The 14,965-nt window shown below is 61.7% G+C and carries 15 protein-coding genes; 1 reads left to right on the plus strand and 14 read right to left on the minus strand.

Translation table 11 applies throughout. From position 1 onward, the window contains the following. Window positions 1-21: 21 nt before the first annotated feature. Genes rpe through LB533_RS27285 form a run of 8 tightly spaced genes read right to left on the minus strand, consistent with a single transcriptional unit; the run spans window position 22 to window position 8,719 of the window. Complete coding sequence (gene rpe / locus LB533_RS27250) at window positions 22-708, minus strand: ribulose-phosphate 3-epimerase (RefSeq protein WP_140642623.1); 687 nt, start codon at window positions 706-708, stop codon at window positions 22-24. 60 nt (window positions 709-768) lie between these two features. Further along, the gene (gene cbbX / locus LB533_RS27255; protein ID WP_140642625.1) at window positions 769-1,707 is read right to left on the minus strand and encodes a CbbX protein; all 939 of its coding nucleotides are present in this window, start codon (window positions 1,705-1,707) and stop codon (window positions 769-771) included. 8 nt (window positions 1,708-1,715) lie between these two features. Then, window positions 1,716-2,150 carry a ribulose bisphosphate carboxylase small subunit gene (locus LB533_RS27260; RefSeq protein ID WP_140642627.1) on the minus strand — a complete coding sequence of 145 codons (435 nt, stop codon included), beginning with the start codon at window positions 2,148-2,150 and terminating at the stop codon, window positions 1,716-1,718. 18 nt (window positions 2,151-2,168) lie between these two features. Beyond that, window positions 2,169-3,662 carry a ribulose-bisphosphate carboxylase large subunit gene (locus tag LB533_RS27265; protein ID WP_224678664.1) on the minus strand — a complete coding sequence of 498 codons (1,494 nt, stop codon included), beginning with the start codon at window positions 3,660-3,662 and terminating at the stop codon, window positions 2,169-2,171. 21 nt (window positions 3,663-3,683) lie between these two features. Continuing rightward, complete coding sequence (gene fba, locus LB533_RS27270; protein ID WP_140642631.1) at window positions 3,684-4,763, minus strand: class II fructose-bisphosphate aldolase; 1,080 nt, start codon at window positions 4,761-4,763, stop codon at window positions 3,684-3,686. Between the two features lie 11 nt (window positions 4,764-4,774). Next, window positions 4,775-6,781, minus strand: coding sequence for a transketolase (gene tkt / locus LB533_RS27275; protein ID WP_140642632.1), 2,007 nt, complete (start codon window positions 6,779-6,781; stop codon window positions 4,775-4,777). Window positions 6,782-6,791: 10 nt separating this feature from the next. Beyond that, the gene (locus LB533_RS27280) at window positions 6,792-7,664 is read right to left on the minus strand and encodes a phosphoribulokinase (protein WP_140642634.1); all 873 of its coding nucleotides are present in this window, start codon (window positions 7,662-7,664) and stop codon (window positions 6,792-6,794) included. Between the two features lie 8 nt (window positions 7,665-7,672). Then, entirely contained in the window at window positions 7,673-8,719 is a 1,047-nt protein-coding gene (locus LB533_RS27285) for a class 1 fructose-bisphosphatase (protein ID WP_140642635.1), read from the minus strand. A 124-nt stretch (window positions 8,720-8,843) separates the two neighbouring features. On the opposite strand from LB533_RS27285, the gene LB533_RS27290 reads away from it, so the two are divergent. Continuing rightward, complete coding sequence (locus LB533_RS27290; protein ID WP_140642637.1) at window positions 8,844-9,776, plus strand: LysR family transcriptional regulator; 933 nt, start codon at window positions 8,844-8,846, stop codon at window positions 9,774-9,776. Between the two features lie 104 nt (window positions 9,777-9,880). Here LB533_RS27290 and LB533_RS27295 read toward each other — a convergent pair whose 3' ends face one another. From LB533_RS27295 to LB533_RS27320, 6 genes are all read right to left on the minus strand, one after another. Further along, window positions 9,881-10,507 carry a hypothetical protein gene (locus LB533_RS27295; protein ID WP_140642638.1) on the minus strand — a complete coding sequence of 209 codons (627 nt, stop codon included), beginning with the start codon at window positions 10,505-10,507 and terminating at the stop codon, window positions 9,881-9,883. Then, window positions 10,507-11,382 carry an ABC transporter permease gene (locus LB533_RS27300; protein WP_140642639.1) on the minus strand — a complete coding sequence of 292 codons (876 nt, stop codon included), beginning with the start codon at window positions 11,380-11,382 and terminating at the stop codon, window positions 10,507-10,509. The genes LB533_RS27295 and LB533_RS27300 overlap by 1 nt, the downstream gene beginning before the upstream one ends. Further along, a complete protein-coding gene (locus LB533_RS27305) occupies window positions 11,379-12,167 on the minus strand; it encodes an ATP-binding cassette domain-containing protein (RefSeq protein WP_140642640.1) in 789 nt (262 codons plus the stop codon). The genes LB533_RS27300 and LB533_RS27305 overlap by 4 nt, the downstream gene beginning before the upstream one ends. A 70-nt stretch (window positions 12,168-12,237) precedes the next feature. Beyond that, a complete protein-coding gene (locus LB533_RS27310; RefSeq protein ID WP_140642642.1) occupies window positions 12,238-12,681 on the minus strand; it encodes a hypothetical protein in 444 nt (147 codons plus the stop codon). Between the two features lie 29 nt (window positions 12,682-12,710). Continuing rightward, entirely contained in the window at window positions 12,711-13,682 is a 972-nt protein-coding gene (locus LB533_RS27315) for a YVTN family beta-propeller repeat protein (protein WP_224678665.1), read from the minus strand. Between the two features lie 21 nt (window positions 13,683-13,703). Further along, window positions 13,704-14,933 (minus strand): ABC transporter substrate-binding protein, encoded by a 1,230-nt coding sequence (locus tag LB533_RS27320; RefSeq protein ID WP_140642645.1) that lies wholly within the window; start codon window positions 14,931-14,933, stop codon window positions 13,704-13,706. Window positions 14,934-14,965 lie beyond the last annotated feature (32 nt).

The raw sequence follows: 14,965 nt of genomic DNA on the forward strand, positions 1-14,965 counted from the left end.
GTTCGTCTCCCCGACAACGGTTTACGCGGCTTTCCGGATCGCGCCATCGGCCGCCTGTCTGATGGCGCCGATATTGGCACGATAGGCTGCCTCGGTGCCTCCCTTGAATACAGCCGAACCGGCGACCAGTACGTTGGCGCCAGCCGCCGTGACCAGCGGGGCGGTTTCGGCCGTGACTCCGCCGTCGATCTCGATGTCGATCGGGCGATGGCCAACCAAAGCCTTGATCCGTTTGACTTTCTCGACGACCGCTGAAATGAAAGCCTGGCCGCCGAAGCCTGGATTGACCGTCATCAGCAGCACCAGATCGAGCCGGTCGAGCACATACTCGATGACACTCTCCGGCGTCGACGGATTGAGCGACACCCCGGCCTTCTTGCCAAGATTCCTGATCGCCTGCAATGAGCGGTCGAGATGCGGTCCAGTCTCGGCATGCACCGTGATGATGTCGCAACCGGCATCGGCGAAGGCGGCCAGATAGGGGTCGGCCGGCGCGATCATCAGATGGCAGTCGAAGACCTTGTCCGTTCGGCCACGGATCGCCTTGATGACCGGCGGACCGAAGGTGATGTTGGGCACGAAATGCCCGTCCATCACGTCGAGATGGATCCAGTCGGCGCCCGCCTGAACGACAGCTTCGACCTCGTCGCCGAGCCGCGAGAAATCCGCGGAAAGCACGGAGGGCGCGATGATTGTCCTGGTGACCATGGTCGTCGTCTCCAATTTCTGTCTTTCGTCTGGGGTCGCCCGCCAGCCGGCTTCGTCCTGTCAGCGCGCCTTCGTCTCCGGTTCGCCTTCGAGCTTCCCTTCCGCGAATACACGGCTGCCGCGGATATCGGATTCCTCGATGGTGATAAGGTCTGCCTTGGTCAGGGCACGGCTTCGCGATGCGAAAAGCCGATTGGCCTGGCGAAGCCGCGCCCGGTCCAGCCCATTGCGCACCGAGCGCGCGTTGGAGAAATGCGGCAGCCTCATGCGGATCGGAAGATACTCTTCGAGCGCCTGGGCGGCCGCTTCGCTGAGGCGGTAATTCTGCTCCGCCAGCATGATCTCGGCGATCGATTTCAGCTCGCTGACGCCGTAGTCGGGAAAATCGAGGTGGTGGGCGATGCGCGAACGCATGCCGGGATTGCTGTCGAAGAAACGATCCATCTTGTCCTTGTAGCCGGCAAGGATCACGACCAGGTCGTCACGGTTGTTTTCCATGCATTGCAGCAGGATCTCGATCGATTCCTGGCCGTAGTCGCGTTCGTTCTCGGGCTTGTAGAGGTAATAGGCCTCGTCGATGAAAAGCACGCCGCCCATGGCACGCTTGATCACGTCGCGCGTCTTGGGTGCGGTGTGGCCCACATATTGGCCGACGAGATCGTCGCGCGTCACCGCGACCATGTGGCCCTCCCGGACATAGCCGAGGCGATGCAGGATTTCGGCCATTCTCAGCGCCACGGTGGTCTTGCCCGTGCCGGGATTTCCCGTAAAGTTCATATGCAGCGTCGGTGCGCCCGAGGTCAGCCCGAACTTGTGGCGAAGCCGGTCGACCAGGAGAAGAGCCGCGATCTCGCGGATGCGGTTCTTGATGGGCTTCAGGCCAACGAGTTCGCGGTCGAGCTTGTCCATCACCTCGTCGATGTTGGACGCTTCGAACTCGGCCTGCAGATCAACCGATTCGTCCTGCGCGCCAGCGCCCTTTGCTATCGTGTCCAGCATGGTTTCGGCTAGCTCCGCTCGCCCTCGGGCCTGTCGGTCGCATAAGGCACGATCGAATAACCCTGGCTGCGGCCGTCACGCTCCTGGCGCAGCAGCCGGAACCCGGGTTCCCTGGGCGGCCGGTTGACGATGAACGACATGCGCGGCGCTTCCCATCCCTTGGTCGAATCGAAGGCGGTTACCCGGACATACATGTTCGGACAGGCTTTCCGGCAAGCGTTGACTTCAAGCAGGATGCCCGCCGGGTCTCTCAAGTCGAACATCGGGTTGCCGTACATTTCCCAATAGGTGTTTCGCGGATGCGGATCATCCGTGTACTCGACGCTGACCGCCCAGTGGTTCTTCAGCGCATATTTGATCTGCGCCGAAATCTGCTCATCAGTGAGATCGGGCAGGAACGAGAACTGTCCCTGCGTGACCTTGTTTCCCGGGTTGGTCATCATGGCGACGGTTCCTTTCTTCTAGAAGCTGGGCGTTGCGGTTGGCACGAAGTCGGCCGTGTCGGTCGATTCATAGTTGAAGGTGACATCCTTCCAGGTCTCCAGGGCCGCCTTCAGCGGCGTGCACCATCTGGCCGCCTGCTCGAGGATTTTGGTTCCTTCGCGCAAATAGTCGCGTCCCTCGTTGCGGGCCACGATCATCGCTTCCAATGCAACGCGATTGGCCGTCGCGCCTGCCTGGATGCCGTCGGGATGGCCGATCGTGCCGCCACCGAACTGCAAGATGACGTCCTCGCCGAGATAATGGATCAACTGGTGCATCTGGCCGGCATGAATACCGCCCGAGGCGACGGGCATCACCTTGTTGAGCGAGGCCCAGTCCTGATCGAAGAACAGCCCGGTCTCGAGGTTCTGCGGCGTGCGCTCCTCGCGCAGCGTGTCATAAAACCCCTTGATCATGAGCGGATCGCCTTCCAGCTTGCCGACCACAGTGCCGGCATGGATATGGTCGACGCCGGCCATGCGCATCCATTTGCAGATAACGCGAAAATTCATGCCGTGGTTCTTCTGGCGCGAATAGGTCGAATTGCCGGCGCGGTGCAGGTGGAGGATCATGTCGTTGCGGCGTGCCCACTTGGCCATCGACTGGATCGCCGTGTAGCCGATGACGAGGTCGATCATGATGATGCAGGAGCCAAGCTGTTTGGCGAATTCGGCGCGCTCGTACATCTCCTCCATCGTGCCGGCGGTGACGTTGAGATAATGGCCCTTGACCTCGCCGGTCGCAGCTGAAGCCTTGTTCACTGCCTCCATGCAGTAGAGGAAGCGGTCGCGCCAGTGCATGAAGGGCTGCGAGTTGATGTTCTCGTCGTCCTTGACGAAGTCGAGGCCACCCTTCAGCGCCTCGTAAACGACGCGGCCATAGTTGCGGCCTGACAGACCGAGCTTCGGCTTCGTGGTCGCGCCGAGCAGCGGACGGCCAAACTTGTCGAGCCGCTCACGCTCCACCACGATGCCGGTTGCAGGTCCCTGGAAGGTTTTGAGATAGGCGACCGGGATGCGCATGTCTTCCAGCCGCAGCGCCTTGACCGCCTTGAAGCCGAACACGTTGCCGATGATCGATGCGGTCAGGTTGGCGATCGAGCCCGGCTCGAACAGGTCGAGGTCGTAGGCGATGTAGGCGAAGTACTGTTGCTCGGTCTTGGTGCCGGGACCGGTGTTTGGAACCGGCTCGGATCTGAACGCCTTGGCGCGGTAGAGCTCGCACGCTGTCAGCCTGTCGGTCCACACCACGGTCCAAGTTGCGGTCGACGATTCACCGGCGACGGCGGCCGCTGCCTCCTCGTGGTCGACACCGGGTTGCGGCGTGATCCGGAACATGGCGATCAGATCGGTCTCCTTGGGCGTGTAGTCCGGCTCCCAGTAGCCCATCTTCTTGTAAGGGATGACCCCTGACTTGTAGCGCTCCTTGCCCTCCTTGAGCGTGCCCGCTGGCAGCATATCGATCTTGTTCATGACAGGTCTCCTGTTTGTTGCTCAGGCGGCTTTCGCGGTTGCGATATGTGGCGCGAGTTTTCCCGCGGCATAGCGTTTGGCCATCTCGTCCATGGCGATGACCTTGATCTTCGAGGCGTTACCCGCCGTGCCGAAACGCTCGAAGCGGTCTCGGCAAAGATCGTGCAAGGCGTCCATGGCGGGCTTCAGGAATTTTCGGGGATCGAACTCGCGCGGATTCTCCGTCGCGACGCGGCGGAACTGCCCGGCCATGGCCATGCGGCAATCGGTGTCGATGTTGACCTTACGCACGCCGTAGCGGATGCCGCGCTCGATCTCCTCCACCGGGACGCCAAAGGTCTGGGGCATCTCGCCGCCATATTTGTTGATGATGTCCTGCAGTTCCTGTGGCACCGAGGAAGAGCCATGCATGACCAGATGCGTGTTGGGCAGCTTCTCGTGGATCGCCTCGATCACCTGCATGGCCAGTATGTCGCCGTCCGGCTTGCGGGTGAATTTGTAGGCCCCGTGCGAGGTGCCGCAGGCGATCGCCAGCGCGTCCACCTGGGTTGCGGCCACGAAGTCGACCGCCTGATCGGGATCGGTCAAGAGTTGGTCGTGGGAGAGCGCGCCCTCGGCGCCGTGGCCATCCTCGGCCTCGCCCTGGCCGGTTTCCAGCGATCCGAGCACGCCCAGTTCGCCTTCGACGGAAGCCCCGACCCAATGCGCCATGCGTGTGACGCGTTCGGTTACGGCGACGTTGTAGGCATAGCTTGCCGGCGTCTTGGCATCTGCCATCAGGGATCCGTCCATCATCACCGAGGTAAAGCCGTGGCGGATCGCGGAAAGGCAGGTGGCCTCGTCGTTGCCGTGGTCCTGATGGATGCACAGCGGAATGGCCGGGTGCATTTCAGTCAATGCCTCCATCATCTTGGCCAGCATGACGTCGTTGGCATAGGACCGGGCGCCACGTGAGGCCTGGATGATGACAGGCGCGTCGCAGGCTTTGGCCGCCTCCATGATTGCGAGGCCCTGTTCCATGTTGTTGATATTGAATGCAGGGACGCCGTAGCCATGCTCGGCGGCATGGTCGAGAAGCTGGCGAAGGGTGATGCGGGCCATTGTGGGTCCTCCTAGACGATGAGCTTCAGCGCCGCCGCGGCAACCGCTTCGGACGTTATGTTGAAATGCCGGTAGAGATCGGGGGCAGGGGCGCTGGCGCCGAAGCCGGCCATGCCGACGACAGCGCCCGTCTCGCCGACCCAGCGGTCCCAGCCCAGCCGGGCTGCCGCTTCGACCGCGACGCGCGGCGCGGAGCCGAGAACGGCCTTGCGGGTGGCGTTTTCCTGCTCCTCGAAAAGTTCCCAGCACGGCATCGAGACGACAGCGGCGGCGACGCCATGCTCGGTCTCCAGCCTTTCGGCGGCAGCAACCGCGATCTCGACCTCCGAGCCGGTGGCGATCAGGGTGACGGCGCGGTGTCTGGCTGGTTCGCGCAGGATGTATGCGCCCTGGCTGGAGCGGTTCGCATCGCTGTGCGCCTCGCGCAGCATCGGCAGGTTCTGGCGCGACAGCACCAGGACGCTCGGCCGATCCCTGCTCTTCAGCGCGAGTTCCCAGCACTCCGCCGTTTCGATGATATCCGCTGGGCGGAAGACATTGAGGTTCGGCGTCGCACGCAGCATCGCCAGGTGCTCGACCGGCTGATGCGTCGGGCCGTCCTCGCCGAGGCCGATGGAATCATGCGTCATGACGTAGATGACGCGCTGGCCCATGAGGGACGAGAGCCGTATCGCGCCACGCGCATAGTCCGCGAAGCAGAGGAACGTACCGCCATAGGGCACGAAGCCTCCATGCAGTGCGATGCCGTTCATGGCGGCGGCCATGCCGTGTTCACGAATGCCGTAGTGAATATAGCGGCCGGCATAGTCGCTCGGCGCAATGCGTTTCATGCCCTTGGTGATCGTCAGATTCGAGTGCGTCAGATCGGCCGAGCCGCCGACGGTCAACTCCGTGGCGCCGTTGACGACCTCCAGCGCCATTTCGGAAGCTTTTCGCGTTGCCACCTTGGTTGCCTTCTCGACATGCTCGCGGCGAAAGGCATCGAGCGCTTCGAAGACCGCGTCGGGCAGTCTGGCGTCGACCGCGTTCTCGAAGGCCTCTCGCTGCGGCGAGGCGGCAAGCCGCTGCTCCCAGACGCCCCGCATCGCTTCGCCGCGGCCGGCAATTTCGCGCCAGGCGAAAAGCACGTCGTCCGGCACCTCGAACGGCGCGAAGGTCCAGCCGATGTTCTCGCGCGTCGCGGCGATCTCTGCCTCGCCCAGCGGCGCGCCATGCGTCTTCTCCGAGCCGCCGAGGTTGGGGGCGCCCTTGCCGATTACAGTGCGGCAGGCAATCAGCGACGGTCGATCCGACCGCCGCGCCGCCTCGATAGCCGCGGCGACAGCTTCCATGTCGTGGCCGGAGACCGTTTGGACATCCCAGCCGGCGGCTTTGAAACGCGCCGGCTGGTCCATCGACGTGGACAGGGAGGTTGGCCCGTCAATGGAGATCGCATTGTCGTCCCAGAAGACGATCAGGCGGGAAAGCTTCAGGTGGCCGGCGAGGTCGATCGCCTCGTGGCTGATGCCTTCCTGCAGGCAGCCGTCGCCTGCAATCACATAGGTATGATGGTTGACCAGATCGGCACCGTAGCGGGCAGCAAGCATGCGCTCCGCCAGCGCCATGCCGACCGCCGTGGAAATGCCTTGTCCGAGCGGGCCGGTGGTGGTCTCGACACCAAGAGCGTGGCCATATTCCGGATGTCCGGCCGTGCGGCTGCCCAGTTGCCGAAACCGCTGCAACTCCTCGATCGGCATGTCTTCATAGCCGAGCAGATAATGCAGCGCGTACTGCAGCATCGAGCCATGGCCGGCTGAAAGCACGAAACGGTCACGGTCCGGCCAGTCCGGCCTGGATGGATCGATATTGATAAAGCGGTTGAACAGCACCGTTGCGACATCGGCCATGCCCATCGGCATGCCGGGATGTCCCGAATTCGCTTTTTGGACGCTGTCCATCGCCAGCACGCGAATGGCGTTCGCCATGTCGAGCTCCGAGACGACGGCGGCGGCAGGCTTCAGTGCTGTTTGGCTGGTCATGGCGTCCTCCTCACGACACACGGCTCTTGCGTTCGATCAACTGCAGGATGAGCGGCGTCAGGATCAGCTGCATGGCAAGGTCGAGCTTGTTGCCTGGCACCACGATGGAATTTGGCCGCGACATGAACGAGTCGTGGATCATCGACAGCAGATAGGGAAAATCGATGCCGCGCGGATTGGCGAAGCGGATAACCAGCATCGATTCGTCGGGCGTCGGAATCCAGCGCGCGATGAAGGGGTTGGACGTATCGACAATCGGCACGCGCTGGAAATTGATGGCGGTCTGCGAGAATTGCGGGACAATGTAGCGGACATAGTCGGGCATCCGGCGCAGGATCACGTCCATCACCGCCTCGGTGGAATAGCCACGTGTCGAACGGTCGCGATGGATCTTCTGGATCCATTCGAGGTTGATGACCGGCACGACGCCGATCTTGAGATCCGCATGCTTCGCCAAATTGATCGTGTCGGTGACGACACAGCCGTGCAGCCCCTCGTAGAAGAGCAGGTCGCTGGGAGCGAACTCGCGCCATTCGGTAAAGCTTCCCGGTGGCGTGCCGTACTGCTTTTCCTCTTCCTCGTCATGGACGTAGGTGCGGGTTCTTCCGGATCCCCGGCGGCCGTATTCCGCGAACACCTCTTCGAGAATCCCGAGTTCGTTGGCCGCGGCATGGAAGTGGGTGAAGTTCGGATTGCCGGCCTTCTCCTCTTCAGCCACCTTTGCCTTCATCGCGGCGCGGTCGTAGCGGTGGAATGCGTCGCCTTCGATGAACGCGGCCTCAATGTTCTCGCGCCGGAAGATCAGCTCGAAGATACGCTTGACCGAGGTGGTGCCGGCGCCCGACGAGCCAGTGATGGTGATGATGGGATGCTTGGCTGACATGGTGCTGCTCAGGCTCTGAACAGGCCACGGCGGCTGAACAGCGGCGCTCGTTCGCCGATGTTGCTCGGCTCGGTGTGGTAGCGGGTGATGCGCGCGACCTCCCGCGCCGACCCGAAGACCACCGGCACGCGCTGGTGCAGGCTGTCGGGTTCGATGTCCAGGATGCGGTTGATCGTATCCGTGGCCGCACCGGCAGCCTGTTCTATGAGATAGGCAATCGGGTTGGCCTCGTAGACCAGGCGCAGCCGTCCCTGACCGTAGCCCTTGCGCCGGTCACCGGGGTAGAGAAACACGCCGCCACGCATCAATATGCGGTAGCAGTCGGCGACCAGGGAGGCGATCCAGCGCATGTTGAAATCCTTCTCTCGCGGTCCTTCGGTGCCCTCCAGGCAGTCGTCGACATAGAGCCGCACGGCCTCGTCCCAGTGCCGGTAGTTGGCGGCGTTGATGGCGAACTCCTGGGTGCGTTGCGGAATGATCCGGCTCTCGTAGGCCTGGACGAAGGTGCCGAGCCTGGCCGATAGGACGAAGATATGCGTACCGCTGCCGAGCGACAGGACGAGCGCCAGCTGCGGCCCATAGATGAAGAAACCGGCGCCTAGCTGATTCGCGCCTGCCTGCAGGAAAGAGGCGGCCGGATCGGCATCCGGCGCGCCATTTATGGGCAACAGCGAGAAGATCGTTCCGATCGACACATTGGTGTCGATGTTGGAAGAGCCGTCGAGCGGGTCGATGGCAATGGCGAGTGGTGCTTGCCTGTCGAGCAGGACCGGCTGCTCCAGCTCCTCGGAAGCGTAAAGCGCGACCGGAGCGTGGCGCATGGCGTCGAGGAAGATTTCGTCGGAGAAGACGTCGAGATCCTTCTGGACATCGCCGTCGGCGTTGGCGCCACGGGTCCCGGCAAAGGCGGCGCCGAGCACACCTTGATTGATGGTACTGCGGACCTTGCTGGCGGCCTGTGTCAGCTGACGGACGGTCGTTACGACCGCGGAGCGGAGTTCGTCCGGCGGGCCGAGATAGGAGTTCAGAAAAGCGTCGAGCGTTGCCGCTGGCATCGTAACCTCCCGATCCAGCTGCGTCTCCTCGGATCGGCTGGATCGGGGGAATGAAAACAAACGACACTCGATAAGTAAAATTCAATAACTTTACGTTGATACTAAAAATAATTTAGTATCAGGCATGAGAAACCTCACGCTCAAGCATTTCAAGACCATCCAGGCCATCATCAAGCACGGAAAAATTGTGAGTGCGGCCAAGGCGTTAGGTCTGTCTCCTTCAGCACTGACAATTCAGTTGCGGCAAATGGAGGAAGAATTCCAACTGGCTCTGTTCGACAGGACGTCTGACGGCATGCGTCCCACTGCCGCAGGTTTGGCCGTCGTTGAGGCGGCGCAGGCGATCGAGGAGCATCTCGGTCTGCTCGAAGACAAGATCGACGCCATCAAGGGCGTTCGTACCGGTAGCTTGAGGCTCGGCGTCGTTTCCACCGCCAAGTATTTCGCGCCGCGGTTGATGGCTGCGTTCATGAAGGAACATCCCGACATCGACATGCGGCTTGCCATCGGCAATCGTGCCCAGACGATCGACAACCTCAAGAATCACGACATCGACATCGCGCTGATGGGGCGCCCGGCGAAAGAGGTGCCGGTGCGTGCTTCGGTCTTCGGCGATCACCCGCTGGTCATCATCGCGCCGCCCGAACACCCGCTGGCGGCGGCGCGCGATATCTCCAAGGAGCGCATCGCCGAGGAGCATTTCCTTATTCGCGAGCCCGGCTCCGGAACCCGCATCTCGCTGGAAATATTCCTGAGCGACGTGCCTGGCCGCATCGACGAACTCGGTGTCGAGATGGGCTCGAACGAAACGATCAAGCAGGCGGTGATGGCTGGTCTGGGCATCGCCTTCATTTCTGCCCACACCATCGCCGCGGAAACGGAAGCTGGCCGGCTTGTCATCCTCGACGTTGTCGGCATGCCGATCCGCCGACAATGGTTCTCGGTGATACGAACCGATCACGCAATCTCGCCGGCCATGGCTACGTTCAACGATTTCCTGATGCGCAAGGGCGCGATGTATCTGCCCCTGTTCGGTAAGCTTTATCCCGATACCTGAGCGGGATGGGCTGCCGCACGACGCTCGCAGATCTACCAGAGCGAGACGCCAGACGTGTCGATGGCCTAAGGGACGTTAAATCCGTCGCGAGGTCGACTGAAGGTCTATTTCTTCTGACCGAGCGTTTCCGAGACGGTCCTCGATAATTGATAGAGCCGCTGCTCGATGATCGTCGGCACGTCGCAGACATAGGTCAGCGACTGGACACGTTCGTTGAAAATGCGCGTCGCGAAATTCAACTGGTCGGTACGCCGTTCGACTTCGTCCGGATCGGCGTCGGCTTTGGCACGCAGGGCGTCGACGTCGGATGCTTCCTTGCGCAATTCAGCCGCCATTTCGAGCTGTTTGTGGGCATAGCGGGAAATGCCGGAAATCACGTGCGAACGCTCGGCGTCCATGTGATCGAACATTCCCTGCACCAGCATCGCCATCTTTGGTGCGACCTGCTCCGCCGGCAGAGAAGCCGCAAAGTCCTTGATCTCCTTCTGGGCTTCGGCAATCGGCGTCCGTCGGGCCGCCACCGCCTCGACCAGCGCGGAGACGCCCGAATCCTTCGACCAATCCTTCGCCGCCGGGGGAAGCTCCGGCCCGTTCCAGATCTGGCCGAGCGAGAGCTGCGGCACCTTGCGCTGCATGCAGGGCCAGTCGGGATCGGTGTTTGCCGCCCTGGCGTCCATCGGGACAAGCATGGCGACCAGAACCAGGGTGTGCACAAGTCTCATTCGCGCCATCAGCCGTTTCCTCCCGTGTCCTGTTTGCGGGTCATCAGGCCGCGCGAAGGATCATATGCAATGATGGCGCCGCCCAGAAACAACAGAGTGCAACCGGCGACGACGCCCAGCGACAGCCAGTCGATCTGCCCATAGAAGGCGAAGCGGATCAGTTCGACGGCATAGGTGAACGGATTGGCGAGGCAGATCTTGTAGAGCAGGGGGCTTGCCTCCTGGATGCGCCACAAAGGATACAGCGCCGGAGACGCGAAATAGCCGGGAAAGATGACGAAGTTCATGATGCCGGCGAAGTTTTCGAGCTGCTTGATCATGGACGACAAAAGCATGCCGAGCGCGCAAAGCATCATGCCCGACAGAAACAGTGCCGGCAGCACGTAGAGATAGCCGAGCGGCGGCGCCCTGACGCCCCACAACCAGGCGACGATCAGGAATGCGTAGACTTGCACGATCGACACGGCCACGCCGGCCAACATCTTCGACACCAGCAGGAACCAGCGCGGAAATGGGCTGACCAGCAGGATGCGCATATTGCCCATCTCGCGGTCGTAGACCATCGACAGCGAAGACTGCATGCCGGAAAACAGCAGGATCATGCCGCACAGACCCGGAGTGATGTAGACCTCGTAGAGCACATAGGTCTTGTAGGGAGGGATGATCGACACGCCGAGCACCTGGCGGAAGCCGGCGGCGAAGATGAACAGCCAGACGAGCGGCCGCACCAGTGAGGAAATGAACCGTTCGCGTTGGTGCAGGAAGCGCAGGCACTCGCGCAGGACGATGCCTTTCAGGCAAATGAGATAGTGGCGGAGGCCGAATGGTTCAGACCCTACCGGTTTGATGCCGACGCCTTTTCCGGGCATCGCAGGAGCGCTCATGACGATGTCTCCGCCATGCCTGCCGCGTCGACGCGGCTGAGCTTCGAAAAGGCATCGCGAATGGAATTTCCTCCATTTGCCTGGACGACATCCCACACCTTGCCCCTGGCGACCAGGTCACCCCGCCGCAGCACGACGACATGATCGGTATCGTCGACTTCATCGATCAGATGCGTGGCCCAGAGCACGCCGATACCATCGATTTCGACGAGCTTGCGGATGGTGGCGAGGATGCCGGCGCGCGACTCGATGTCGAGGCCGACGGTCGCTTCGTCAAGCAGGAGCAGGGAAGGTCGGTGAAGCAGCGCCCGGGCGATCTCGATGCGCCGCATCTGACCGCCGGAGAGGCTGCGCGCCTTGTCATGCTGGCGGCCCTGCATGTCGACAGTGTCAAGCAGCGCGGCGATGCGCTGCCGGGCTTCGCGTCCGCCAATGCCATGCAGCGAGGCATGGTAGGAGAGATTCTGGTAGACGCTGAGATCGAGGTCGAGCGTGCGCGCCTGGAACACGATGCCGACCCGTCTGAGCGCTTCGCCCGACGCGCTGCGGATGTCGTGGCCGAAGATGCGGATCGACCCGTGACGCGTGTCGTAGAGGTGGCTGATCAGGGAGAACAGCGTTGTCTTGCCAGCCCCGTTGAGGCCGAGCAGGACGGTGAACGTCGCCGGCAAGATCGAGAACGAAACCTCGTTGAGTGCCCGCTTCGGTCCATAGGAGTGGCTGACGGCACTGACCTCGAGCGCCGGCGCCTCGTCTCCCGGTCCGCTTGTCCTCACATGCTGCATGCCCGGATCGCTCCTTCAGGACGCGTTGGCAGGACGCACTGCTATCTAGCGCGCCTGGTTGCCTTTGGTCTCACTTGATCGTGATCTTGCCCTTCAGGCCCTTGTCGGCGAGGTCGGGAACCGACCAGGTATATTCGCCCGGGCGAACTGTGTGGAATTGCACCTGGATCGTTCCCGCGTGGTCGAATTCCAGCCAGGCCGGTCCGCCGTCCATATGCACCTCCAGATCGTCGATGACGATCTGGTCCATCCACACATTGCGGAACAGGTCGGTCACGAACTTGTATTCGAAACCGCTCTTGGAGGTGATCTTCCAGCGATAGCCTTGGCCGGCGATCAGTTCGAAATCCTTCTGATTGACGGCATAGGTGGAATCGGCCGAGCCGATAATCAATTCCGGCAGGTTCTTGCTGGCACGCGAGGGTTTTGGCGTTGCGTCATCCGCGCTTGCGCCGATCGGAGCAAGTACAAATCCGGCGAGCGCGGCGAAGATAAACCTATGGCGAAATTTCATGTCACGATCCTCCCCTAGATCAATGTCTGCTATTTGGGCGAAATGGCCACACCCCAAGGCTGCTGGCCCACGGTGAGCGATTGGACCGGCTCGTCGGTCGCCGTATCGATGAACGTGATGTCGTTGGAGTTGCCATTCGTCGTGATCAGCGTTTTCTGGTCGGGTGTGAAGGCCAGGTGCCAGACGCGTTGGCCGACGAGGATGTATTTCTCGACCTCGTAGGTGTCGGTATTGACCACGGCGACATGGTTCGCCGGGCCGAGCGCGACATAGGCTTTCTTGCTGTCGGCGCTGATGGCGATGCCTACCGGCTGGATGGTCTCAGCCCGCAATCCCTGAATCGCGAACTGGATCTTCTTCACCACTTCGCGTTTGGCGTTATCGATGACGCTGACGGTGCCGCCGACCTCGGCGCTGACCCAGACCTGCGAGCCGTCCGGCTTGAATTCGGCAAAGCGCGGGCGCGTGTCGACCAATACATTATCGGTTACATCGTGGGTGCCAGTGTCGATGAAATGCGCCATGCTGGTGGTTTCCGAGGTGTTGACCATGGTCTTGCCATCAGGGCTGATACCCATGCCTTCCGGTTCCACGCCGACTGGAATCTCGGCCATGACCTGCTTGCTCTCGACGTCGATGGCGGTGACGAGGTTGTCGTCCTCATTGGCGATATAGAGCGTCTTGCCGTCAGGCGAGAGCACGAACAATTCGGGATCGGGGCCGGATGGCAGCGTGCCGACGATCTGCAGCGTCGCGGTGTCGATGATTTCGACCGTGTCGTCGTCACTGGCGCAGAGATAAACGAATTTGCCGTCATGCGAGATGGTGATGCCGCGTGGTCTCTGGCCGACCTCGACGGTCTTCACCACCTGCATGGTGGCCGTGTCGACGACCGTCATCGTGTTGTCCTTCTCGTTGGAAACGTAGGCCGTATAGGCCGATGCCGGACTGGCCGTGAGGCCGGCCGCGAGAATGGCGAATGCACAAGCTCGTGTCTGCACGCAAATTCCTCCCCATTGGCCCTACTTGAGGACGCATTTCGTTTCCGGCTGATCGATACCGAGCGTATCGAGTTCGGAGAATTGGTGGAGATAGCCCTCCTGCGGCGATGTCGACACGACCGACTTGGTGTCGCCAAGCAGGATCGGCTGGCGAAGCTGGAGGTTCCATTTGCGGAAGGTGAGCTTCTGTCCCTTGAAGGCGGCAACCGAGAAATCGCCCGACCGGATGTAGTCGCTGATTTTTTTCGCATCGTCGCCTTTGGTGCGCGTGGTGGCTTCGCCGACGGCACGCACTGCTGTCCACGCCGACATGTCCTTTGAAAGCATCCGCCGGCCCGCTGTCTTCAGGAAGCGGCTCTGCATCTGGATGCCGCCCCATTGCTCGCTGGCGGGATGCCATGACGATGCAACAAGCCCGGCCGTGCCGGCGACCAGCCGCGGCGTCCAGGTCCGGTAGGGCACGTAGGTCCCAAACACCTCGCTTTCGTCGGCGACAAGCACAATGTCGTGCTCCGGCAGATCCTGCGTGAATACGGAAATCTGCTGCTGTATCTGCGTGGCGCCGGTATCGGTACGTCTGGCCGTGCCGGTGTCCTTGAATTCCTTCTCGGCGACGATCTGGCCACCAAAACGGGTTGCCGCGCGGCGCAACGCGTCGGCGTAGAGATGATCCTGCTCATGCGAGCCGTAGAGCAGCACCCAATTCGGCCACTTCTTCACCATGAGATACTGCGCCAGCGCATCGGCAAGCATGCTGCGCGTCGGTGCGATATGAAAAACATTGATGCGGCAGTCCTCCTCGCGCAGGCTGTCGTCGGTGGCACCGATGTTGAAGATCAGCACGCCCTTGTCGCGGGCGATATCGGCGATCGACAGCAATTGTTTGGCCGAGAGGTCCGCGACGACATAGTGGTCACCCTTGGCGATCAGGTCCTCGAATGCCTGGACCGCGTCGGCTTCGGGTTTGATCTCGGTCACGTCGAGGCTGAATTTCTGGTCGGTGAACTTTCCGGTCGTGTTGTTATCGCCGATTGCCACATTGGCGCCGGCGACACCTTCGTCACGCGGCGGCAGGTCGAGCATGGAAAGCGTCAGTTGCGGCGCGTAGGCCCGCAAATAACCTATCTTGATTTCAGTGATCTTTTTTTCCGGCTTCGCCGCCGCTTCCTGGGCTATCGCCCCCGGAGCGTTGACGGTCAGGAAAAAAAAGCACAAAAAGGCGGCGAGAGTGCCCGGCACCGCGCTCGTCATCGATAGTAATTACCCATTCTCGCGCTGAGATC

It is taken from the genome of Mesorhizobium sp. BR1-1-13 (assembly GCF_020165515.1).
Classification (GTDB): domain Bacteria; phylum Pseudomonadota; class Alphaproteobacteria; order Rhizobiales; family Rhizobiaceae; genus Mesorhizobium.